At 51.3% G+C, this 21,206-nt stretch carries 26 protein-coding genes; 17 read left to right on the top strand and 9 right to left on the bottom strand.

The window, feature by feature from the left end; all coding sequences use genetic code 11:
- Positions 1–19 precede the first annotated feature (19 nt).
- The gene (locus H6624_03155; GenBank protein MCB9083312.1) at positions 20–199 is read left to right on the top strand and encodes a hypothetical protein; all 180 of its coding nucleotides are present in this window, start codon (positions 20–22) and stop codon (positions 197–199) included.
- Between the two features lie 22 nt (positions 200–221).
- On the opposite strand, the gene H6624_03150 is transcribed toward H6624_03155, so the two are convergent.
- The 7 genes from H6624_03150 to H6624_03120 form a co-directional block, all read right to left on the bottom strand.
- Positions 222–617, bottom strand: a complete 396-nt coding sequence (locus H6624_03150; GenBank protein MCB9083311.1) for a hypothetical protein — start codon at positions 615–617, stop codon at positions 222–224.
- Positions 614–814, bottom strand: coding sequence for a hypothetical protein (locus tag H6624_03145; GenBank protein ID MCB9083310.1), 201 nt, complete (start codon positions 812–814; stop codon positions 614–616). Before H6624_03145 ends, H6624_03150 begins: the two co-directional genes overlap by 4 nt.
- Before the next feature lie 128 nt (positions 815–942).
- Positions 943–1,764 carry a protein phosphatase 2C domain-containing protein gene (locus H6624_03140; protein MCB9083309.1) on the bottom strand — a complete coding sequence of 274 codons (822 nt, stop codon included), beginning with the start codon at positions 1,762–1,764 and terminating at the stop codon, positions 943–945.
- A gap of 5 nt (positions 1,765–1,769) precedes the next feature.
- Positions 1,770–2,516 carry a protein kinase gene (locus H6624_03135; GenBank protein ID MCB9083308.1) on the bottom strand — a complete coding sequence of 249 codons (747 nt, stop codon included), beginning with the start codon at positions 2,514–2,516 and terminating at the stop codon, positions 1,770–1,772.
- A gap of 1 nt (position 2,517) precedes the next feature.
- Positions 2,518–2,790 (bottom strand): hypothetical protein, encoded by a 273-nt coding sequence (locus H6624_03130; GenBank protein MCB9083307.1) that lies wholly within the window; start codon positions 2,788–2,790, stop codon positions 2,518–2,520.
- 122 nt (positions 2,791–2,912) lie between these two features.
- Positions 2,913–3,317, bottom strand: a complete 405-nt coding sequence (locus tag H6624_03125; protein ID MCB9083306.1) for a CBS domain-containing protein — start codon at positions 3,315–3,317, stop codon at positions 2,913–2,915.
- A 101-nt stretch (positions 3,318–3,418) separates the two neighbouring features.
- On the bottom strand, positions 3,419–3,904 hold the full coding sequence (locus H6624_03120) for a YajQ family cyclic di-GMP-binding protein (protein ID MCB9083305.1): 486 nt from the start codon (positions 3,902–3,904) through the stop codon (positions 3,419–3,421).
- A gap of 237 nt (positions 3,905–4,141) precedes the next feature.
- Here H6624_03120 and H6624_03115 point away from each other — a divergent pair, with 237 nt between their 5' ends.
- The 3 genes from H6624_03115 (at position 4,142) to H6624_03105 (ending at position 6,141) form a co-directional block, all read left to right on the top strand.
- Positions 4,142–4,519, top strand: coding sequence for a hypothetical protein (locus H6624_03115; GenBank protein ID MCB9083304.1), 378 nt, complete (start codon positions 4,142–4,144; stop codon positions 4,517–4,519).
- A gap of 110 nt (positions 4,520–4,629) precedes the next feature.
- Complete coding sequence (locus H6624_03110) at positions 4,630–5,199, top strand: biotin transporter BioY (GenBank protein ID MCB9083303.1); 570 nt, start codon at positions 4,630–4,632, stop codon at positions 5,197–5,199.
- A 42-nt stretch (positions 5,200–5,241) separates the two neighbouring features.
- Positions 5,242–6,141, top strand: coding sequence for an S-adenosyl-l-methionine hydroxide adenosyltransferase family protein (locus H6624_03105; protein ID MCB9083302.1), 900 nt, complete (start codon positions 5,242–5,244; stop codon positions 6,139–6,141).
- 6 nt (positions 6,142–6,147) lie between these two features.
- Here H6624_03105 and H6624_03100 read toward each other — a convergent pair whose 3' ends face one another.
- Together H6624_03100 and H6624_03095 are read right to left on the bottom strand one after the other, a co-directional pair.
- Positions 6,148–6,681, bottom strand: a complete 534-nt coding sequence (locus H6624_03100) for a hypothetical protein (protein ID MCB9083301.1) — start codon at positions 6,679–6,681, stop codon at positions 6,148–6,150.
- A gap of 225 nt (positions 6,682–6,906) precedes the next feature.
- Positions 6,907–7,503, bottom strand: coding sequence for a hypothetical protein (locus tag H6624_03095; GenBank protein ID MCB9083300.1), 597 nt, complete (start codon positions 7,501–7,503; stop codon positions 6,907–6,909).
- Between the two features lie 133 nt (positions 7,504–7,636).
- On the opposite strand from H6624_03095, the gene H6624_03090 reads away from it, so the two are divergent.
- From H6624_03090 to H6624_03030, 13 genes are all read left to right on the top strand, one after another.
- Positions 7,637–8,377 (top strand): hypothetical protein, encoded by a 741-nt coding sequence (locus tag H6624_03090; GenBank protein MCB9083299.1) that lies wholly within the window; start codon positions 7,637–7,639, stop codon positions 8,375–8,377.
- Positions 8,378–8,560: 183 nt separating this feature from the next.
- Positions 8,561–11,407, top strand: a complete 2,847-nt coding sequence (locus tag H6624_03085; protein MCB9083298.1) for a TonB-dependent receptor — start codon at positions 8,561–8,563, stop codon at positions 11,405–11,407.
- Positions 11,408–11,432: 25 nt separating this feature from the next.
- A complete protein-coding gene (locus H6624_03080) occupies positions 11,433–12,215 on the top strand; it encodes a DUF3450 domain-containing protein (GenBank protein ID MCB9083297.1) in 783 nt (260 codons plus the stop codon).
- Complete coding sequence (locus H6624_03075) at positions 12,215–13,549, top strand: MotA/TolQ/ExbB proton channel family protein (protein ID MCB9083296.1); 1,335 nt, start codon at positions 12,215–12,217, stop codon at positions 13,547–13,549. The genes H6624_03080 and H6624_03075 overlap by 1 nt, the downstream gene beginning before the upstream one ends.
- 4 nt (positions 13,550–13,553) lie before the next feature.
- Entirely contained in the window at positions 13,554–14,102 is a 549-nt protein-coding gene (locus H6624_03070; protein ID MCB9083295.1) for a MotA/TolQ/ExbB proton channel family protein, read from the top strand.
- Complete coding sequence (locus tag H6624_03065; GenBank protein ID MCB9083294.1) at positions 14,099–14,509, top strand: biopolymer transporter ExbD; 411 nt, start codon at positions 14,099–14,101, stop codon at positions 14,507–14,509. Before H6624_03070 ends, H6624_03065 begins: the two co-directional genes overlap by 4 nt.
- 3 nt (positions 14,510–14,512) lie before the next feature.
- Positions 14,513–15,133 (top strand): energy transducer TonB, encoded by a 621-nt coding sequence (locus H6624_03060; GenBank protein ID MCB9083293.1) that lies wholly within the window; start codon positions 14,513–14,515, stop codon positions 15,131–15,133.
- An 11-nt stretch (positions 15,134–15,144) separates the two neighbouring features.
- The gene (locus H6624_03055) at positions 15,145–16,446 is read left to right on the top strand and encodes a tetratricopeptide repeat protein (GenBank protein ID MCB9083292.1); all 1,302 of its coding nucleotides are present in this window, start codon (positions 15,145–15,147) and stop codon (positions 16,444–16,446) included.
- A gap of 161 nt (positions 16,447–16,607) precedes the next feature.
- Complete coding sequence (locus tag H6624_03050; GenBank protein MCB9083291.1) at positions 16,608–17,639, top strand: outer membrane beta-barrel protein; 1,032 nt, start codon at positions 16,608–16,610, stop codon at positions 17,637–17,639.
- Positions 17,640–17,989: 350 nt separating this feature from the next.
- Positions 17,990–18,784: a hypothetical protein gene (locus H6624_03045; GenBank protein ID MCB9083290.1), complete on the top strand. Its 795-nt coding sequence runs from the start codon at positions 17,990–17,992 to the stop codon at positions 18,782–18,784.
- 198 nt (positions 18,785–18,982) lie between these two features.
- Entirely contained in the window at positions 18,983–19,162 is a 180-nt protein-coding gene (locus tag H6624_03040) for an HNH endonuclease (GenBank protein MCB9083289.1), read from the top strand.
- A 582-nt stretch (positions 19,163–19,744) separates the two neighbouring features.
- Positions 19,745–20,686: a carbonic anhydrase family protein gene (locus H6624_03035; protein MCB9083288.1), complete on the top strand. Its 942-nt coding sequence runs from the start codon at positions 19,745–19,747 to the stop codon at positions 20,684–20,686.
- A gap of 170 nt (positions 20,687–20,856) precedes the next feature.
- Entirely contained in the window at positions 20,857–21,129 is a 273-nt protein-coding gene (locus tag H6624_03030; protein MCB9083287.1) for a DUF493 family protein, read from the top strand.
- The last annotated feature ends 77 nt before the right edge of the window (positions 21,130–21,206 follow it).

Genomic DNA, 21,206 nt, shown 5'->3' with positions numbered 1-21,206 from the left:
AATGGTGAAGGAGTCCACTTTGGATGCTTTTGAGAAAATCTATTATGAACTCAAGCCCTACGTGACTTTGTCTCTCGCTGTTTTTGGCCTCGCATTCGATCACAGCAGCTTGATCCTTCGTCTTCTTTCTTTAGGGCTCCTCATCATTTCGATATACCTGATCTACGCACGCCTCAAAACCCGAGGCATTATTAAGTAGTCACTAATTTTAGCCGGCTTGATTATCTGGGAAACTTGCGGTCAAAGCGAGGTTTGCGGTTGGTGTTGTAGCGAGGATTTCCCTCCTCTACCAATCGAAACTCCACCTTCTTCTTAGAGGAACCAAAGCCATCGCCCCCGCCGCCTCCGCCTCGGGTGAAACTTGGACGACTTCCTCCGCCAGATCCACCACCCGGGGACGGGGCCCTTCGAAAATCGTCGGTTGGTATGGGAGGCTCATCTTCCATTCCGCCGCCTCCGTCATCGGGCGGCAGGGGTGGAACGCCGTCTTCAAAGGCGGTCTCCACCTCTTCCGGAGGGAGATCCCCTTCGTCTTGCCCAAGGGCAAACAAGGGAGAAAAAACCAGGGTAAAAAAAAGAAGCCCGCTGATCAGGCGGGCTCGGTAGACCATCATCACTCAGCCGGCGGCTCTTCCGCGTCCATTGGCTGTTCCTCAGCGGGTGGAGCTTCTTCCATCGTCTGCTCCTCACCGGCACCCTCTGATGTCGTTGATTCGACCATCACTTCAGCGCCGGCTTCCGATTTTTCTTCCTTGTCCTCAAGACACGCAGTCAAAGGTGCTACTAATGCAAGAATCATTAACCACTTAAGCATATGCTATCCTTGGTTGGGTGTAATATGGGGACATTTTATCAAAAGCTTTCCATGAAGACCAACTGTAATCTTGGGTTCAGCAAAAAACTTTGATAAATCGAAGAGATAGCTCCCCATCTGCGAGAGCCTTAAGCCCCTTCCTCGTCCGCCAGCCGAATCAGCACCATGGTGAGGTCATCGGGTTTCCCCTTGTCTTTGCTCATCTGTAGGTGAGCCCCATCCACCAGCTTGGCCATCTTCTCTTCCATAGAGCCCCGGCGCAGATCCTCGCAGATCACACTGTGCTTAAGATTATCGGTCAGCCCATCAGAGGCCAGCAGAATATGATCCCTCTTAGCTAGCTCCAGCTCCTGGCTGATTTCCATGCGAATTGGATCTATACCCAGCGCATTTAACACCACTCCCGAAGCCGGGTGGCCAATGACGTCGTCTTCGGTGATGGCGCCAGCTTCCAGGCAGTAGCCAACTGGTGAGTGCTCGACGTTTTTGAATTTGAGCGTGCCCATCCCCCCCATGAGAAGGCCAAAGGAGTCACCTAAACTGTAGAAACGAACCCAACTACTGGTCACCTCGGCCACAGAAATGGTCGTCCCCGCGCCAATGCCCATGGCCTTGATCTCAGCATGGGCCGACTCAATTGCCTGGAGAATCATCTCCCGCCGTTCAATCCGTTCTTTAGGGTCCTGTTTGCGCCAATGAAGCGCTGCCTGGTTAAGGGTTCCCACAGCCAACTTGGAAGCGGCGGCACCGCCTTTGTGACCTCCCAGGCCATCAGACACAACTGCCAGGGCAAAGTCTTCAAAAATCATCAACCCAACACTGTCCTCATTTTCAACTTTGTCACCCGGACAACGGGAGCTGTGAATAACCCCTTCGAGCCAACCCCCGTGAAAGGACTCCAACTCTTCGAGATTTTCATTGAGAACGATACGGCCAACGTACTCGCTCATATTCATCAACTCCAGGCCATCTGTTCCAAATGATGGCGTAACAATCCAGCCGTTTTAAATTTCCGCGATATCAGTGTCTTCTTAAGTCCACAGCAGATTTCTTTTACTTCCTCGGGTTGCCTTGGATAAAAACGGGCCCCACCCAAACAGTCGTAAAAAATGCGAATCATATTAGACACATCATCGCGAATATTTTCGGGAGAGGCTGAGCCCCAGTGAAACATGTCCAGAACCTTCAAATGGAATTCCAGCCCATATCGCTGAACCATAACGTTCCCGGAATGAAGGTCACCATGGTATTCCTTGAGGCGATGAACCTCCTCCATTCCCTTGGCCAATGCGGCTAACATGTGCATGGCCTGAAACGGACTCAGGCGTTTCCCTGGTTGACGAGCCAGGAAATCATCCAGGGTTTCGCCTTCAACGAACTCGGAAATCAGGTAAGTGATTTCGTGCCCCCGGTAATAGATTCTTTCCTGAGTCAGATATTGAATAAGGATGGAACAACTTCTAAGTTTATGAAGTTTCTTTGCGTAAAACTTGGCAGCCTTATTGTTGACATTACGATGGGGGAAGAAGACCTTGGCTGCTCTCTCGATTCCAGTGAACAGCTCTTCGACAATATAGACTTCGCCTTCCCAACCCTGACCAATCTTGCGCACAATCCGGTACTTTCGGGAAAGAATAAAGCCTTCTGGAAAATCAAAAGATTCAATGGGAGCCAGCTTCTTGGGGCGTGCTCGTCGAGTCATTCTAGCCTGTCTTGACCTCGTTGTCTCCGCGACCATCCAAAGAGCCTCTGAACCAACGGTCCACCCAGAGGTAGCTACGGCCAGTGGAGGCGCCCTTCACCCGACCTTCTATCGTGAGAGTCTCACCACAAAAATGGGCAAGTCCTCGACTGGAATCAGTATTGATAATGGAGAACTCGTCCCCGTGTTCATTAACAAGCAGGAGTTCCGAGTGTCCTTTGCGAGCCAACTCGATTCGACCCGATAATTTCTGAGTATTGAGATACCAACGCATATCAGCCTTCCGGATGTGGCGAAAACCACATCTGCCACTATGCTAACCCGCCCGGAATGGCTTTGTCTTTAGCAAACATATGGGGACCTGTTCCGCCCGACAGACCTCGACCTTGGTCGATGCTAAGGCAAGCCGAGAAGCTTCATTAACACATCAATGCGCGAGACCACACCGACCACTTTGCGAGTTTTGTCCACCACCGGAAGTCTGCGGTATTTGGTCCTGTAAAGGTGAACAATCACCTCTTTCAGAGGTGTGTCCAGGTCAATGGCAAGGACGTCGTGGCGGTATTCCAATGGCGACGATACATCCCGGGTTGCTGCCTGAAGTAAAAGATCATAGTCAGAGATAATGCCAATCAAATGCCCACTGTTGTCGACAACCGGAGCACCACTGATACGATGGGTTTGCAGCATTTTGACCGCAAAATAGATCCGGGTACCTGCGGTGATACTGAGGACTTGTTTGGACATAAAGGTGTGCGCCGGCGCCTCGGAGAGGTGCTTGTCCTCTGCCACCTTTTTCATTTTTTCGATAGGCGATTTACTCTCCACAGTCAAATTATGCAACAGCCCTGATTAATTTCAAGGCTCTTTTCACTCTAGTCCCAGATCGATGGCACCATGACCTAAGAACGCATATTTTCAAACTGTACCGGGATACCCAAGGCTTGCTGTTTGATGAACTGAATGCACTCCTGAAGGGCATCGATGCTCTTGGAAGTCACTCTCACCTTGTCGTCCACAATCTGCGGCTGAACCTTGAGTTTTGAGTCCTTGATCGACTTGGTGATTTTCTTGGCCATCTCCTTATCGATTCCCTGAACCAATGTTACTTTCATCTTGAGCATCATCCCACCGACCTGTTCAGGATCTGTGAACTGCAGTGCCTGAATGTCTACCCCGCGACGATGCATCTTAGTTTGCAGGATATCCTTCATGGCGCCAATTTTGTAATCGTCCTCAGCCGAAATCTGAATTTCTTTTTTGTCCCATTCAAGCTTGGCCTTGGAACCCTTGAAGTCGTAACGACTTTGGATTTCCTTGGTTGCCTGATTCACGGCATTTTCCACTTCTTGAAGGTTCACTTCCGAGACGATGTCAAACGAGGGCATAAGGGCCTCCTCCGGCTTCCGCATAGGTTGGATAAGTGAAAGATTTACCCTGTAATTCCAGAATCATAAAGCCTTGGCCCCCCGTGCAAAATGACACCAGGTCAAATGATCATGGGGCCCCAAATGCGGCCTGCTTCAGCTCAACAGCCCAATGGGGCCATTAAGGCACTAAAATCCTGGCCCGGATTTTGGAAGTTAGGGGGGCGGGACCTGAATTCCCTGTCTAGGAGGTGCAAAATGACCCGATACTTTTCACTGGCTGCTGGCTTGATTCTCAGTATTGGCCTTGCTCTCCCCTCGCACGCGAACATTCCTCGCTCCAGCGAGAGAACCCGGCCGATGGTGAGTCCTGACATCAAGTTTATCGTCGACAACCTGAATATCATCAATCCCGGCCTGAATTTAAAAGTCGACACCGCTGCCCTCAGCCAAGACGGTGAGGATGCGGTCGGCATGGACCTGGAGCGCTTGGAGGAAATCCTTCTTGCCCGCGCCAATTTCACTCCCAAAGAAATTAAGACCCTGGGATGCACTCACGTTGCCTGTGGTGGAGGCGGAAATGGCTGTGGCCCGCCCCTGTGCAAAGAGACCAACGCACGACCCACGAGAAATTGATTTTTCGTCTTTCAATTGAAACTCATAAAGATGGTCCTGGCTCATTGTCAGGACCATTCCTTTTCTGGTAACACTCGCTCAGCAAATGACGGTCACCAAAAGGGATGCCAATGATTTCTCAAGCGCTTATACCTCGTCTTTTTCCATCTGAATTGACGCACATCAAGGGCCGCTTGTTGGCTGTTTCCTCTGGAGTGGGCCTCATGTTCTTGTTGGCTCAGGTGGCGATCCCTCTCCCCTTCACTCCGGTGCCAGTGACGGGACAAACCTTTGGCCTGCTGTTCGTGTCTTTACTCTGGGGAAGACGCCTCGGCTTTGAGACCCTATTACTCTACATAGGCCTGGGGGCATTGGGCCTGCCGCTGTTTGCCCAGTTTAAATCGGGCCTGGCTGGTGCCACCTCAGGATATCTTTTGGGCATGCTGGCGGCCTCCTATGTGATTGGCTCCCTTGCTGATCGGGGCTGGGGACGCACCTATGTGAAGGCCGTGCTGGCAGGTGCCTTAGGGCTCGCTGTTGTGTTTGCTTGCGGGCTATTGATTCTTAGATACTTCATCCCGGAGGGCACTTTACTGTCCGCCGGACTCTACCCCTTTGTGCCAGGCGCCATCCTGAAACTTCTACTAGCCAGTGGCTTGAGCGCCCATCTCAATCGCTCTGCCACCAAAGATGGAGAGTGAGGGTGGACAGAGAGTCCATTTTGCCCTAATTGTTCAGAAATGATGAAGCCCTCCTTTTTCTCGATCTTGCTAGCGTCCTGCTTAATGGTAAACCCCTTGGCATTGGCAAAATCCCTTTTAGTTTTGCAAACTGATTTTGGCCTGAAAGACGGGGCCGTAAGTGCCATGAAAGGGGTCATCTTCCAAGTCGATGACAATCTCAAGGTCAGTGACCTCACCCATGAGATCCCTGCCTTCAACACGTGGGAAGCTTCATATCGACTGATGCAGGTGATGCCCTATTGGAAAAAGGGCACCGTCTTTGTCAGTGTTGTCGATCCGGGAGTGGGCTCTAGCCGCAAAAGCGTGGTCGCCAAACTCAAAACGGGCCACCTCATCGTCACTCCTGACAACGGGACTCTGACCCATCTAGCTCAGAAGTTCGGCATTGAGGAGGTGAGGCAGATTGACGAGAAAAAAATGCGAATCAAAGGTTCTACCCTTTCCCACACCTTTCATGGAAGGGACGTCTACGCCTACACTGGTGCCATGCTCGCGTCAGAAAAGACCCCCTTCGACAAGGTGGGGCCTGCGGTTAAAGACGACCTGGTGAAATTGGATTTCACCCAAGCCACCTGGAGTGAAGGTGTTCTCAGTGGCAATATTCCGGTTTTGGATCCTCAGTACGGAAATGTATGGACCAATATCTCCAATGACCTGGCCGACAAGATGAATCTGAACGTGGGCGAACTCTACCGGGTGCAGATATTTAACCAACAACGCCTGGTGTACAACCGAGTGATCCCATTTGCTCGCACCTTTGGTGACGTGACTGTTGGCGAAGATCTGATTTACCTGAATAGTCTGTTAGATCTTGCCCTGGCCGTAAACCAAGGCAATTTTGCCAAAATGAGGGGCATTGAATCTGGATCTGATTGGACAGTGAAAATCAGCCGTCCTTAAACGAGCTTAGGCTCCAGGCTGATTTTTGGCCTTTTCGCGACTCTTTTCAGTGATGACCGTGCGGAATTCTTTAGCGAAGGATTTTTCAGCCTTTTCCACCTCATACTCAGCAATGTCTTCGCTTTGCTCTAAGATGTACTCCTGAACACGAGATTGGTCCTCTTCGCTCGCGGGCATGCGATCCAGTTGTTTTAAAATGGCATTAACCCGCTTCATTTGTGCTGCAGAAAGTGTCTTGCTCACCTGCTTAATGTAACGTTTTTTGTTGGGACTCTTGTGTGCGAAAAAAATTAAGGTCGCATAGGCGTCAGCCAACTTGTTCTGGGTGTATTCCTTTGCCTCTTGAGCCAAGTCATAATCACCAACGGTGTCGCCTTCTGACTCTTTGGCAATCTCTTTCAACTTGTTCACGAGATCATCTGCCGAATTCGCCACTATGCTGGCGTTGGCGTTGGTTCTTTTCCACCCGGCTTGAGCTGTCTCAGCGCGAAACAGTCCAAATGTTGCTGCGATGACTAGTACATAACTCAGTTGCTTCATTTTCATTCCCCCCCCGACCTTGCACTGAACTAAAAAGCAAAGCTAATGCCATGCATTACTCACCTGTTCGCCAAATGACGGGGGGCTCGTCCGAACCTGAGACAGACCGGGTGTCAAGTGGCTCAGGAAGGCCTACAAGTTCGACATCGGATTTCTCGACAGGCTGGTCAGCTTGTCCAGATTGTGGACACTGCATTCAGGTAACACTACTGAAACACATAGCTTTCAATGGGGGCGACCGGCCTTCCAATCGTCGACAGTGACGACAATGGGTTCTGACCCAAAATCAAAAAACCAGGAATCAATGACCCAATCCTCTCCACTGGCCACTTCCTTAATGGCCGCAGAATAGTGCTGAGCAAAAATAAACCGCATTCGAAAAGCATATTCTGTAGATTGGTGAAACCGCAGAAGACCTTCCTGCTCCAAGAGAGACAAATAAGTATAGACGTTGCTGCTCTTGTCCAGGCAGTCCATTTCGCCAGGAAGATCTCCGCCATTGTTGCGGCCCCTATCCATATATATAGGAGATTTTCGGCCTGCTATGGTCTCCATCAAGGCCATCACTGACTTGAGGAGCTGTCTTTCCTGCTCAGCATTTTCAACAGTCTGGCGATAAAAAAGACCAAGCACCTCATCCCTTTCCTCTCCACTCCATACTGTATTTGTGATGACCCGACAGTTGTAGCCCCAGCAAATCGGCACATGGGACCAGGTTACATCGGGAAAGACCCGCGGCTCGGGATCACGCCCATGTGCCCGTTCACTCATCATTAGGCACAGGCCGACCATTAGGATTGTTGCTGATCTGACACCCCTCATAGATCCTCCCCTATTTCCCTAACCGGATAGTAGCCACACACCTCAGAGCCTGCAAATATTTCTCACCGATCCCAGCCCTTGACCCGGCACTCCGTAGCTGTGAGACCCAATGTATCGACGGGAGGAGAGGGGTTTGTCACTTTGGCAAAGGCTGACTACAGGGCCTTTAATCTGTTTGTTGTTTCTACTCACAACAAATGCATACGCCAGCAATGCCGCTTCCCTAGAGAGGCGCCATCCAGCCCGTTGCCCAGGCCACTCTTTTGCTGTCACCGCCTTTGACCCCCAAATCGAGTGGGTGAGCGAATCGACCTACCGATTTCATGTAAAGGTTGCTTTACAGACTTGTGATTCCACTTCCTCTCGCTGGCAGCTCTATCGCAGCGACGGACAATCCGATGATGTCATTTTGAGCTTTGAACACCCTTGGACTCTTACTCCACCGCAAGTGCAAAAGGCTTTGCCAACTCCGGCAGCCATTCCCCTATCAGGTGTGAGCACGACTGAACTTCGCCGTTGGCTGCGTGAGATCTACCGCCCGGCGGGCATCGAATTGGGACACCGACCAGACTCCTGGAATCGCACCACCCTGTTGCGCTGGCTCTACCACTTGCTAGAGCAAAGATCCTTTCCTCGCCCCCTCAACCGCAGCGACCAAAATCTATCGCTTCACCTGGTTTCTCTGCAGTTCGATTTAGATCAAATCCTCACCTCAAGGGATCGGCAAAGTCTTCGCGAGCAGGAAATGGGTTTAATCAAACAGGGCGACCTGACGTTTGCCTTCGCCAATGGAACAAAAATCTCCTACCGGGTTTTACTTAATATAGATGAGTGGGGACAGGTCCGCGTTCATCACCTCAAACCACTTCCCTAATGCGCGACCACCTCTGGGGTCATTTCTTCACTGAAAATAAAGCTCCGTTGAACCGAATTCCCCTTCAGATGTGTCTGATTCTTTTTTGACAGGAAAAAATGACACCTGTCAAAGCGGTACGGACTTTGCTGATACCCCCATTGTGTGCCCTTTGTGGCACCAGCAAATGGGGGATTACTGTCTATGGGGTTTCTTATCTGTCGGGGTTTCGCCTCGGCCATACGGCGTTTTTTACTCTGGACTTCACTGATTGCAGCCTTAAGTTCATTTCTCTTGCCGGAAGTGTACGGTCAAGAATCAGAAGCTCCTGCTGCAACTGAACAATCCAGCGAAGAAACAACTGAGAATAGTCCGGCCACTGAAAGTACCACTGATCAAGAAGACTCAAAAGAAGAGTCAGAGCCCGAAAAAAAGGATGCTGCCAAGACCGAATCTCGACCTGAATCCGAAGCTGCACAAAATTCCGAGGAAAATACCGATGGTGATGCTGGCAAATCCGTCACCGTCACTCCCATAGTCGAATCCGAGGCCGAGCAGCGCGCCGCTGCTGAAAAGGCCAAATCTTATGATAAACGCGTTGAAAAACTTGAAGTCACCGGTTCTCACATCAAACGCATTGATGTGGAAGGCCCCTCACCAGTCGTGGTTCTCGACAGAGAACACCTGGAAAGATCCGGTTACAATTCCGTCGCCGATGTTTTGCGGGAGAGCACAACCAATTCCTTTGGTTCTGCTCGTGAAGCCTCGGGAAGTAACGCGGCGGGAGTTGCCCATGTGAGCTTGCGTGGACTGGGTGCGAGTCGCACCCTAGTCCTCCTTAATGGAAAACGTCTTCCTTCTGACGCCGTCACCGGTGCCGTGGACCTAAACCTGATCCCCATGGCTGCTGTCGAGCGCATCGACATCCTTAAAGACGGAGCCAGTGCCACTTATGGTTCTGATGCCCTGGGTGGAGTGGTCAATATCATCACCCGCAAGGATTACAACGGCACGGAGCTCTCGGCTCGTCAGCATGTCCCCGACATGAAGGGTGGAGAAAAGGTGGAGCTGAACCTGGTGACAGGTTCCAGCTCGGCCGAAAGTTCACTAGTAACCACGGTCCACTACAGACAAAACAAAAAGATTTTTGCCCGCGATCGCAAATGGAGTGCTGAAGGCACCTCCACCCTTGGCAGCCCTGGCTCTTACCGTCAGGTGAACGGCGACGGATCTAAAGAACCTTGGAAAGCCGACGCCCTCTGCCCTGCCGACCAAATCAGGTCCACACCAGGCGGTGACTTCTGTACTTTCAAATACGCCGACTTCGCCACCACACTTCCGGACCTGGAACAGCTGAGTGCTTTGACCGACTATACTTATGAGTTCAATGAACAGTATCGTTTTTTTGGTCGGGTCAATGCCACTCGCAAGCGAGCCAGCTGGGTGTATGCTCCTTCTCCCGGCATTTTTAAGGTACCTGCCGCCGTCGCCGACACATTGGGGCCTGGAAGCACTCCTCTCCCCGGCGTGACTCCTGGGTCAGATGTGGAGATTCGCTACCGCCTCATTGAACTGGGCAACCGACAAAGTGTGATTGAAACCACCGCCATTGGGTTTCTGGCAGGGTTTAAGGGAGAGTTCTTCAACACCTGGGATTGGGAACTGAGCAGCCATACTAATCGCGTCCACCGCACGGACTTTGGCGTCAGCGGCTATGCGGTAGAAGCAGACCTGGATGATCTGATCGCCACAGGAGCCTTTAATCCTATGGCCCCTGCCGGCTCTCGCGGCTCTTTGGACAGTGCCTTTTACAAGCCCTGGCAGGAGTCTGTCTCGGAAATCTCAGCCACTGAACTCAAACTAAGCGGTGAGCTTTTTGATATCTGGGGTGGAGCCCTAGCGCTGGGACTTGGCGGGACATTCTCCCACGAAGCCTACCAAGACATCTTCGATCCTCTTTCAGTCCAAGGAAAAGTCTTTGGTAACGCTGGATCGTCTGGAGGAGGCGAGCGCGACACCCAATCGGGTTACATGGAAATCTCAGCACCTCTGACACAGAATTTGGAGCTGCAGCTTGCCGGACGTCACGACAAATACAGTGACTTCGGAGAAACCACCAATCCTAAGGCCGCCATGCGCTGGCAAGCCTCAAAGTCTTTGATGTTCCGCGCCTCCGTCGGCACAGGCTTTAAGGCTCCGGCCATGCAAGACCTTTACGCATCGACTAGTGAAGGCTACCCGAGTTTTATCGACCATGTCGCCTGTGAAGCGGAAAAAACCGCCGGTGGTTCAACACCTTCCTGCACTCCACAGCAGTACTTGAGAATCTCTGGGGGGAATCCCAATTTGAAAGAGGAGAAGTCGCAGTCCGTGAACTTCGGTATGATCTACCAACCTTCGCAGATGTTCTCGTTCGGTTTTGACTGGTGGCAGATCAATCTCGACAATGTGGTGGGCCTGAGTCTTGAAGACGCCACCAAAGCTGAGCTGGCAGGAGCAAACCTGGCTCAATATGGTGTGGTCATTAAACGGGACAGCAGTGGATACATTGAAGAAGTGACGGCCCCACTGTTGAATCTCTCCAAGCAGGAGATCTCGGGCCTTGATGTGGCCACCGAAATTCGCCACAAGAGCAAGTTGGGCCTGATTGGATTTAAGATCGAGCATGGCCTGATCTTTTCATACAAGCAAGAAGGATTCCCAGGTACCGGATTTAAAGACATCCTGGGTGAACGCGGACTACCCCCTTGGAGAAATACGGCCACGCTCTCCTACGCTCCCAATCTCAACAATGAGATGAGTCTTGTTGCGCGTACCGTTGCCGGCACCGAAAAAACAGTGAAAGAAGAAGGCGACCTGGACAACTACACCGAGCTGGACCTTCAGTACAACTACACTGCGCCCTGGGATGGTACTTTGACTATGGGAGTGAAGAACATCGCCGGTTCCACTCCCCCACTGGATGATTCGGATCCCAATAATCAATTGGACGGAAGCCTGTTTGATGCCATCGGCCGCACCGTCTATGTGGGCTACAAACAAAATCTGTAATTGGATGAAGGACGAGAGGAACCATATGAAACAAAAGCTAATACCCATTATCCTTGGAACTTTTCTGTTTGCAGGGGCGGCCATGGCGCAACAGCCTGCTGAAACAGAACAACAGAAACTCAACCAGGTCCTGTCCTCTCAGGAAAAGGCCAATAGCGAGTCTGCACAGGCTCAGAAAAAGATCACCGAGATCTCGGATGAGACCCGCAGGCTTCTGGATGAGTACCGAATGACATTACGGAAAATTGACAACACCAAAATTTACAACGCTCAATTGGAAAAGCTCCTGGCCGACCAGGTTGCCGAAATGAAGGCCATTCAAAAAGACATCGACTCCATCCGCAACACGCAAAGGGAAGTGGTGCCACTGATGATGCGCATGATTGCCACTATGGAAAAATTTGTTCAGCTGGACATTCCTTTCCTGATGGAAGAGCGACAGGACCGGATTGGCAAACTCAAGACCATGATGAATCGGGCTGATGTCTCGACCTCTGAGAAGTTCCGGCGCGTGTTGGAAGCTTACCAGGTGGAAAACGACTACGGTCGAACCATTGAAGCCTACCGCGGCCTCCAGCAGGTGAATGGCAAAGACCTGACCGTGGATTTTCTGCGTATCGGTCGCCTCGCCCTGATCTATCAAACACTTGATGGCAAACAGGCCGGCCAGTGGATGCCTCAACAAAAAAGGTGGCTCCCCCTAGATGACTCTTTCGCCAAAAGTATTCGCAAAGGTCTGCGCATTGCCCGCAAAGAAGCCGCTCCCGATCTGATGAAGCTCCCCATCCAAACCGCTGAGGTGAAATAATGAAAAGACTTATCACTTTAATCAGTTTAATGACTGTTTTCTCCCTCCCCGCCTCGGCCAACCCGTCAAATTTGGACGAGCTCCTGGCCCAGGTCAAAAAAGAACAAGGGACAAAGGCAGAGCTACAAATCCAACGGGAAGAGGATTTCCTGAGTAAACGCGATCAGCAGATGGCGCTTTTGAAGGAAGCCCAGTCTCAACTGGCAGCGATTGAAAAGGTCACAATGGGCCTCACTCGGCAATTTGAAAAGAACGAAAAGGACCTGGCCGGAATTGAAACCCAAAAGCAGATTGTTCTGGGAACTCTGGGGGAAATGTTTGGCGTGGTCAAACAAGTCGCCGGCGACATGAGAGGCCAGTTCGAAGGTTCGGTGATTTCAGCCCAAATTCCAGGTCGCAAAGAAGCAATGGCCGATTTGGCTGAAAGAAAATCCCTGCCAGAGATCCAAGATCTGGAAAATCTGTGGTTTCACCTCCAGCAGGAGATGACCGAATCAGGAAAGGTCACCCGCTTTAAAGCTTCGGTGATCGCCCCTGATGGCACTAAGAATGTTCAACCCGTGGTGCGCGTGGGGAGCTTTAACCTGATCAGTGATGGCCTGTACCTTCACTTTCAACCCGCCACCGGTCAAATCATGGAACTGGCCAGGCAACCTGAGGGTAAGCATTTGTCGCTTGCCAGTGACTTTGCTTCCAGCAGATCATCCTTTGCCGCCTTCAGCCTTGATCCCAGTCGGGGAAGTCTTTTGTCCATGCTGGTCCAGGCCCCGAGCTTAGGCGAGAGATTTCAGCAAGGCGGAGTTGTAGGTTACGTCATTATCGCCTTGTTGATCTTGGGCCTCATCCTGGTGATCGAGCGACTGATTGTCCTTTACCGCGAAGGCAAGAAGATCACCAGCCAGTTGGCATCGACTGAGGCCAACCTCAACAATCCTCTTGGCCGTATCATGCAGGTCTTCTCCCAATACCGGGAAAAGGATCTGGAAACTCTTGAACTCAAAATTGATGAGGAGGTTTTGCGCTCTACTCCTAAACTGGAAAGAGGAATTGGCACTATTAAACTGCTCTCGGCCGTGGCACCTCTGCTCGGTCTTTTGGGAACAGTGACCGGTATGATCCTGACCTTCCAAAGCATCACTTTGTTTGGCACCAGCGATCCAAAACTCATGGCCGGTGGTATTTCCCAGGCCCTGATCACTACGGTGTTCGGATTGGTCTGCGCCATCCCGCTGCTATTGCTACACAACTTTGTGAACTCCAAGAGCAAGGGCCTGATCCAGATCCTTGAAGAACAAAGCGCTGGCATGATTGCCAGTCGCGGGGAGAAGGGGTGATCCAATGCTATTTGAAGCCTGGGAAGTCATTCAAGATTTCTTAGCCACCGGCGGTCAGGTGTTGGCGTTAATATTTGCCACCACTCTGGCCCTGTGGACCCTGATATTAGAACGAAGTTTGTTTTTGAAAAAGGACTTCCCGTCTCTAGCCAAGTCCATCAAACAGGAATGGGACAAACGCGGTGACAAAGATTCCTGGGACGCTCACCAGATCCGCCTGGCTAAAATCTCCCAGGCGCAGCAAGCGCTTTCTGAGCGCATTCCATTGATTAAAACTCTGGTCTCCGTTTGCCCCCTGCTGGGTTTGTTGGGCACGGTGACTGGAATGATTGCTGTCTTTGATGTGATGGCCGTGACCGGAACCGGAAACGCCCGGCTTATGGCCTCGGGCATTTCAATGGCCACCATTCCCACCATGGCCGGCATGGTGGCCTCCCTGAGCGGCCTCTACATGGGATCATGGCTTGAGGGAAAGGCCAAGGTTGAAACTGAAAAGCTGTCTGAGAGCCTGGTGTTTCAGGAAATTGTACGTACAAAGGAGAGTGGAATATGAGCCGCCGTCGTCAACGCCACAAAGAAGAAGACACGGGCATTGATTTGACTCCCATGCTCGACGTGGTTTTTATCATGCTGATCTTTTTTATTGTCACCACTTCGTTCGTCAAAGAATCAGGCTTGGATGTGAACCGTCCGAGTGCAGCCACGGCTGAACAAAAAGAAAGGGCGAATATTCTGATTGCCATTTCCGAAGGCGGCGACATTTGGATTCAGAAGCGCCGGGTGGATGTGCGCTCAGTGAGAGCAAACGTGGAGCGCATGCATGCCGAGAGTCCAGAAGGCTCGGTGGTCATCCAAGCTGATCAAAAATCTGAAACTGGATTACTTGTCCAGGTGATGGACCAAGTTCGACTGGCAGGGGTGGAAAACGTGTCCATTGCTGCCAATGAAGCTGCGAGGTAACCAATGCTCAGAGCCAGCGCTGCATTTTTAGCCGGACTTTTCGTGACCTTGTCTTTGTTTTATTTCATGTCACGACTGATTACCGGCGACCACCAATTGCCAAAGACCGAAGACTCGGCAAGCTTTATCGAATTTGTCCGCCTTAAGTCCCAGGATCAGGTGGAGACCCGGCAGCGTAAACTTCCGGAAAAGCCTCCCGAACCCAAAGAAACTCCGCGCATGGACCGCATGAATGTGGCCTCGGCTGATGTACCGACACAGGATCTGGCACAAATGAATATTCCGGCGATGGATCTACCATTAAATTTTGGTGGCGGCCCTCTATTAGGTGGTGCAGCCGGTGGTGGCGGCAGCGAAGTCATGCCTCTCGTGCGCATGGAACCTCAGTACCCGCGTAAGGCGGCCATGATGGGAGTGGAAGGTTGGGTGGTTCTGCAGTTTGATATCACTCCTGCGGGCACGGTCTCCAACGTCCGAGTGATGGATTCTCACCCCAGGCGTATCTTTGACCGCTCGGCCCGTCGTGCCCTGTTGAAATGGAAGTACCGCCCCAAGGTCATCGAAGGTAAACCCATTGTTCAGGAAGGCCTTAAAGTCAAAATTGACTTCAAACTGGAGAGCTAAGGAGAGACATTATGTTACGCACAACTCGACTTTCAGTTTTGATCCTCAGTCTGTGTTTGTGGGCTGTGCCTTCGTTTGCCGCTATTCCGCCCAAACAGGAATTGCAGAAGATCAAACAGCAGTTGCTTGAGAGACGCTCAGCTCTGGTCTCGCAGAGTTCTCACAAGAAACTCCAGCGTATTTACGGTTGGATCCAAAAAGAAAAGTACGATCAGGCTCTGGATATGGCCAACCTGTTGATCAAATCGACCAGCAAACGCCCTTTTGAATTGGCCCAGGCCTATCACCTCCAGGGAATCATCCATGCGCAAATGGAAAACTACCAAGCTTCAGAGGAAAGCTTTGGCCGCGCTTTAAAACTTGAGGTTCTTCCCTACACGCCAACCATGACTCTCATGTTTGCCTTGGCTCAAGTGCAGATGGCCGGAAAAAATGGCAACAAGGCCCAAGAGACTTTGGAGTTGTGGATGGCACTGGCTGAAAATATTCGCCCCGAGGCCCGGGCCTTTATTGCCGCGGTCTATGCCGAAAACCGCCAGCTTCAGTTAGCTTTGGATCAAATCACCATGGCCTTGAACGAAGTTCCAAAAGCCAACCCGGCCTGGATTCGTCTCGCCATGGCTCTGCACTCAGAATTGGGGCAATCGGAAATGGCTGTGAAAAGGGCCAAACAACTGACGGCTCTCAAACCTGACGAAAAAGCCAATTGGAAACAGCTCTCCGGATTACTCCTCAACAGCAACGAAGCCAAACCGGCCCTAGCCTCCCTGGAAACAGGAAACCGCATTGATCAGTTTAAGGAACAAGGCGAAATCATGAACCTGGTGGGATTGCGCCTACAAGAAGGCCTTCCATTTGAAGCCGCTCAACTGTTGGAACAGGGATTAGCAACGGGTAAAGTGGAGAAGACCCAACGCAATTGGGAAATCCTTTCGGCTGCATGGCTCCAGGCCGAAGATTTGGACAAATCCATTGCCGCTCTTAAGCAAGCCGCCCAGCTCAGCTCAAAGGGTGATCTAGAGTCCCGCCTGGGCCAGCTGTATATGGAACAAGAAAAGTGGCCCCAGGCGGTCTCTCATCTTAAGCGTGCTCTCCAAAAAGGAAAGCTCAAGCGGCCCAGTCAGATTCACCTGGGCATTGGCATGTCGCTTTTTCAAATGGGGAAACTCGACGAGGCTTTGCAATCATTGAAGGTCGCCAAGAAGGTCACAGCCAAAAAAGATGCGTCTCCTCTTGATGGCTGGATTGCCCACATCGAATCGGAACTTGCTCTGCGAAAAGCTGGGACTCAGGTCGCCAAAGGTTCCAACTAGGACTTGGTTGGTTGGAGCCCCCCGGCTCCCTGGGTCCCACTTTTCGCAGAGACTTTTTTTGATTCCCTATTCGAAGCGTCGAAACTCGGGGCCTCCACCGAAATCGCTTGGCATATCCGGAAAACATTTTGTCTAATGAGGCCTCAACGGGAGGCTTCATCGTGGAAGTGCTTAAGGATCTGGCTCGTGTAGGGCTTTGTTTGACATTGACTCTCGCCACCGCACACTCGTTCGCTGAAACTTTGCCTGCGGCCTCCGCCACCAGGTCACCTGCTTCCACCTCTGACTCCAGTACCACCATTTCTGGTTTTGCTGATGTGGGCTACAGCTGGATTGATGAGGACTCCTTCAATAGTGGTTTTCGCCTGTTCGCCGGCTCTCTGATGGTAGAGCACAAGTTTCAAGACAGTCGATTTTATTTAGACCTGCCGATCAAGTGGGCTGGACCCTTGGATACGGACAATGACGGAATTGCGGATTCCGCCGCGACCAACAACTTTGACTTGGCCAAAGAAAAGGCTCAACTCTATTTGGAACACAAGGTTGGAGAATGGACTCTGACTCTTGGACAATTTGATTCCATCTATGGCTATGAGGCCAACGACGCCGCCGACAATTTTTTTGCCCGCTTGGCTTGGGTGGGAATTAATGTTTCTCATGGCACCCACAACGGCCTGATGCTCGCCCACCAAAGAGGCCCTTGGTCTTTAAATCTGATTGCCTCAGACGCCGTTGGCAAAGGCTCTTTGGGCAACACTTCGCCCGAGTATGGCGGCATGATTGGCTACACTCAGGAAAATGGCTATCTCAAACTCGGCTACATTGAGTACTCAGATCACGGCGATCCCATGCGCTTTAGCGAGATTCTTTTAGGACTCATGCGCGACCATTGGGATCTTCACCTGGAGTTGGACCATGTGGATCAAGTCGGCCAACAAGATGACACCCAAGCCTTTTTAGTGAGCTTCACTTCTCAGGCAAATGACAAGTGGGCCTGGGGCCTGCGCTTTGAAGGCACCAGTGATTACCCCGGCACCTACCGCCGCATGGATCAAACTGCGGGCCTCAAGCGAACCGTCAATGATCATCTGGTCGTCAAACTCGACTACCGCCACAGCAAATCCCAATCCACCCAAGGAGCCACCGAAAGCAAAGAAGACAGCGCCGCCCTTTCCGCCGTCTATCGTTTTTAGCCTTTGTACTCTCTTTTGTGACCAATAATTCGCCTTCCAAAATGGGTGGCGACGGTTCACCTATTAGATGAAACACCTAGCCGAGGAACCACGACCTGGAACGCTCCTTGCAAAACCTTTTCGCATGCGATCAGCGCTATTTTTCCTAGTCAATTTAATGCTTTATACCGCCCTGCCGGCATCTGCGGGCTGCCGCAAGGAAGTCGCCAGGTTGGCCTCTCATGCGCCGATTGTGCTAACTCTCAAGGAGGCCCAGGACGCCTACTGGCAGATTCTTCAGCGCAATTTACCTAGAATTGCAATCGACACCAAGCCACTCCTACCAATTCCAAAAAAGTGGCCAGCAAATCGTGTGGTTTGAATCCGTAGAGGCTTACAACAAGGCCGCCAAGGATCGAGAATTTGTCCGAGGGGAGGTTCTGGTCATCGAGGACGTTCAGCGTGGAAGGCGTCTCGCTTGGTACGATTTCACTCCCTGGATCAAAAAAGACCAGCGCCCCTACCGAGAAAGGTCCGCTCCAAAACTGCGTATGCTTCAAGCGGAAGACGCCTTTTTCATCAACGACTTTGGTCTTTATTCCCGGGAGGCCCCTTTTGAAATGGGAATTCGCAATCAGGGTGGTCAGCTGAGTTTCAAAGATGCCGCTCACTACTTGATTGAGCAATCCCCTGGGGATTCCATCATATTCACCCGAACCATGTCAGAGGTGGAATTCAAAATTTGGCAACATGATCCCATTGGCTCCATCACACTGGGGCTGGACCGCCACCGCCAGGAAATCGGCACCCCCTACCATCACGTCAGTTTTTCTGTAGGCGGCTATTTCAGCGACGGACTGCCCCGCTGGCAAAGGGAAATTGATGTGAGGGTGAGTAAAGATCAGCTTCTGAGCTGGTATGAACAAGGACAGGTCTATGTGTGCCCCTTTAATATATTTGCGGTTAAACCCTTAAGATACATTTTTGATACCGACTTCCCTGTCGGGTTTGAAGTCGCTTCCGTTTCCCAAACCGTGAACCGCTACCTGGTCGAAGCCTATCGATACCAACTGGGTCAGACAGATGCTAAGAGAGCGGAGTACCATAAGGTTCTCCAGGAGACAGTCCCTATTCGCGAAGCTCACTCCGATTTTAAGATACGCTAGCTAGTCTTAAGGCAAGTTCCCGAAAATTCTGCGTCAAGCGATCGACGTCAGAATAACAGTCTGGAGTGTGGGCAAAATGAGAATAGGCGCAGTACAACAGGCCGTATTCACCCAAAGGCTAAGGGGACGAAGAGAACCAAAGCTGAATCTAAAACAAAGAAACGAAGACCGCTCCCCGCTGCCATCAAACACCGGGTGATGCTTAAATTTGCCGGCCGCTGTGGCCATATGAATCACCAGGGCCAACGATGTTCAGAAACCAAATTTCTGGAAGTTCATCACATCAAACCCCTTTCCCTTGGCGGGAACAACCATCTAGAGAATTTAACCCTCCTCTGTTCAGGACATCACCGCGCCCAACACATGGGCGTCACCTAAACACCAACGGCAAACTGTGGCTGTTTTCCGAGCCCATTGCCCGCAACCCGTTACCCGAAACGGTTCACGGGTTCGGGCGACTCTATTTCGGGTTGCGCAGTTAAAACTGGTCCCTTTGATTGTTGATCCACAAAATTGTGTTTTGCCTTTGTCCGGGGATTGGTCCGATTGCCGAGCCATTCCCGGAAATCCGAATCCTCTGCCGTCGCGCAGGGCAGGAGGCTGAGTGACCGAAGGGAGTAGGCTCAGCCGAACGGGGTGCGGCAGCAGGCTGACGCTCTCCGAAGACGCGCCCCCGGCCGAAAGGCGCGTGAGGATTTGCGGAGAATGGTCGGCAAAGGACCGCCTTCACTGACAAAGAACTTTGTGGTTCAACAGCCAAGGGCGCCAGTTCTAACTTAGCAGGTGCTCTCACTCAGCTGGGAAGAGCGAGCAGAGCCTCATGCCCGGTCCTTTCTGGAGCATGGGTTTATACGTATGGATACAAAAGCCCGACCTTTGTCGATGGAATTCAACCATCACTACAGTTTACTCCATTTTTCTTCTAGAATTTCAGGGTATTAACATCTTAGGGGGTCCTTCATGCTTGTGAGAAAATCTCTCCACTCGTCACTTGTGTCCCTGGTTGCCCTTAGTGGTACCCTGCTACTTGTTACCGGTTGTTCTTCGAGCAGCAAAAGCCAAGGTTTGCCTGAGGAAAAGCAAATCACCAAACAAGAACCTGTTCCCATGGAGGAACAAAAGGATGCCGAAGCTCAACCCCCAGCCGCTAATGCCGGACCGGGCGACCATCACGAAGAAATGCACCCCGATGAAAAGTCTCACATGGAGCATCACGCCACTGCCCATCCCCGCTGGGGATATGAAGGCGTTCTCGGCCCACAGATGTGGGGCGATTTGGCGGCAGAGTACTCCACCTGTAAGGCAGGCGATATGCAAAGCCCCATCGATCTCAAATGGTCAAAGCCTTCTCAGGGCAGGCCCCTGCAGTTTAACTATAAACCTTCGCGTTTAAAGATTATTGATAATGGCCACACCATTCAGATCAATGCCGATCAGGGAAGCCAGTTAGTGGTCAACGGTGAAACCTTCGACCTGATCCAGGTTCACTTTCACGCCCAAAGTGAGCACACCCTCAGTGGCAAACACTTTCCCATGGAAATGCACTTTGTCCACAAGTCAGCTTCTGGAAAACTGGCCGTCGTGGGGCGAATGCTCAAAGTCGGCGACAAGGCCAATCCGGTGATTGAAAAAATTTGGGCCAATCTTCCCAAGCAAAAAACGATGGAGATGGAAGCCGCAGGACATGCCATTGACTTTTCAGCCATGCTACCCAAGTCGCTTACCTATTACAACTATGCCGGATCCCTCACCACTCCGCCATGCACCCAAGGAGTCGACTGGAACGTACTCAACACTCCCCTGGAGATTTCCAAAGATCAGTTGGCGGCCTTTCGTGCTCTTTACTCCAACAATTTCCGCCCTGTCCAATCGCTCAATGGTCGCAAGGCTATCAACTACTAATTGTCCGACAAGAAAAAGACGACCCATCATCGCCAGCCGGTGATGGGTTGATCTAGATAAGCCCTTTGCAAAGAAGTGGCTGGATTTAGATTTGACCACGACCTTCCGATAGGAAATAAAGTGTTGGAGCAATCAATTTGTCTCAATATGAGATGTAAGGCCAAACAAGAATGAAACCTCGCTACCCTGGTGACCACATTAAGTTCAAAGCCATTCTTGATAAGGAATACAACTGGCCCTGCGAGTATATGTTTAAGTTCATTGTCCCCAAGGATTCCCTGCCCCAGGTCGAAGCCCTGTTTCCCAATAACGAAATCCAATTCCGCGATTCGCGCAAAGGCAACTACGTCAGCGCCACCATTAGCCTAGAGGTGGACTGCGCCGATCTAGTTATCGCCATCTACGAAAAGGCAGCCAAAATCAACGGCCTCATCGCCCTCTAAATGACTCCATAAGTCTTTGAAACCACTCATTAAAATGACAATTTAAGGCACTAGTTTTGAAATTATTACCGGCCAGG

It is taken from the genome of Pseudobdellovibrionaceae bacterium, assembly GCA_020635075.1.
GTDB lineage: Bacteria > Bdellovibrionota > Bdellovibrionia > Bdellovibrionales > UBA1609 > JADZEO01.
Note: the sequence above shows the minus strand (reverse complement) of the source record. Positions and strands in the feature narration are given on the sequence as shown.

Coding starts and splice junctions, on each gene's coding strand:
- H6624_03145 (MCB9083310.1), bottom strand. CDS start 814: ATGCTTAAGTGGTTAATGATTCTTGCATTAGTAGCACCTTTGACTGCG.
- H6624_03140 (MCB9083309.1), bottom strand. CDS start 1,764: ATGAGCGAGTACGTTGGCCGTATCGTTCTCAATGAAAATCTCGAAGAG.
- H6624_03135 (MCB9083308.1), bottom strand. CDS start 2,516: ATGACTCGACGAGCACGCCCCAAGAAGCTGGCTCCCATTGAATCTTTT.
- H6624_03130 (MCB9083307.1), bottom strand. CDS start 2,790: ATGCGTTGGTATCTCAATACTCAGAAATTATCGGGTCGAATCGAGTTG.
- H6624_03125 (MCB9083306.1), bottom strand. CDS start 3,317: ATGAAAAAGGTGGCAGAGGACAAGCACCTCTCCGAGGCGCCGGCGCAC.
- H6624_03120 (MCB9083305.1), bottom strand. CDS start 3,904: ATGCCCTCGTTTGACATCGTCTCGGAAGTGAACCTTCAAGAAGTGGAA.
- H6624_03115 (MCB9083304.1), top strand. CDS start 4,142: ATGACCCGATACTTTTCACTGGCTGCTGGCTTGATTCTCAGTATTGGC.
- H6624_03110 (MCB9083303.1), top strand. CDS start 4,630: ATGATTTCTCAAGCGCTTATACCTCGTCTTTTTCCATCTGAATTGACG.
- H6624_03105 (MCB9083302.1), top strand. CDS start 5,242: ATGAAGCCCTCCTTTTTCTCGATCTTGCTAGCGTCCTGCTTAATGGTA.
- H6624_03100 (MCB9083301.1), bottom strand. CDS start 6,681: ATGAAGCAACTGAGTTATGTACTAGTCATCGCAGCAACATTTGGACTG.
- H6624_03095 (MCB9083300.1), bottom strand. CDS start 7,503: ATGAGGGGTGTCAGATCAGCAACAATCCTAATGGTCGGCCTGTGCCTA.
- H6624_03085 (MCB9083298.1), top strand. CDS start 8,561: ATGGGGTTTCTTATCTGTCGGGGTTTCGCCTCGGCCATACGGCGTTTT.
- H6624_03080 (MCB9083297.1), top strand. CDS start 11,433: ATGAAACAAAAGCTAATACCCATTATCCTTGGAACTTTTCTGTTTGCA.
- H6624_03075 (MCB9083296.1), top strand. CDS start 12,215: ATGAAAAGACTTATCACTTTAATCAGTTTAATGACTGTTTTCTCCCTC.
- H6624_03070 (MCB9083295.1), top strand. CDS start 13,554: ATGCTATTTGAAGCCTGGGAAGTCATTCAAGATTTCTTAGCCACCGGC.
- H6624_03065 (MCB9083294.1), top strand. CDS start 14,099: ATGAGCCGCCGTCGTCAACGCCACAAAGAAGAAGACACGGGCATTGAT.
- H6624_03060 (MCB9083293.1), top strand. CDS start 14,513: ATGCTCAGAGCCAGCGCTGCATTTTTAGCCGGACTTTTCGTGACCTTG.
- H6624_03055 (MCB9083292.1), top strand. CDS start 15,145: ATGTTACGCACAACTCGACTTTCAGTTTTGATCCTCAGTCTGTGTTTG.
- H6624_03040 (MCB9083289.1), top strand. CDS start 18,983: ATGCTTAAATTTGCCGGCCGCTGTGGCCATATGAATCACCAGGGCCAA.
- H6624_03035 (MCB9083288.1), top strand. CDS start 19,745: ATGCTTGTGAGAAAATCTCTCCACTCGTCACTTGTGTCCCTGGTTGCC.
- H6624_03030 (MCB9083287.1), top strand. CDS start 20,857: ATGAAACCTCGCTACCCTGGTGACCACATTAAGTTCAAAGCCATTCTT.